Here is a 252-nt window from a genome sequence, read left to right as displayed (position 1 = left end):
AGGTCGAAGTGGCCGACAACGGTCGCGAATCGATCATCGTCACCGAAATTCCCTACCAGGTGAACAAGGCGCGCCTGATCGAGAAGATCGCCGAGCTGATCCAGACCAAGAAGGTGCCGATCCTCGCCGATGTGCGCGATGAAAGCGCCGAGGACATCCGCATCGTTCTGGAACCCAAGTCCAAGAACGTCGACCCGGAGGTGCTGATGGGGCTGATGTATCGCAGCTCCGATCTGGAGGTGCGGTTCTCGC

1 protein-coding gene is annotated in these 252 nt (G+C 59.5%); it reads left to right on the top strand.

Annotated elements, in window-relative coordinates:
- On the top strand, positions 1–252 hold a 252-nt coding region (locus R0J87_RS22705; RefSeq protein WP_498889177.1), incomplete at both ends, for a DNA gyrase subunit A.

It is taken from the genome of Halomonas sp. SIMBA_159 (assembly GCF_046536035.1).
Taxonomy (GTDB): Bacteria; Pseudomonadota; Gammaproteobacteria; order Pseudomonadales; family Halomonadaceae; genus Vreelandella; species Vreelandella venusta_A.
Note: the sequence above shows the minus strand (reverse complement) of the source record. Positions and strands in the feature narration are given on the sequence as shown.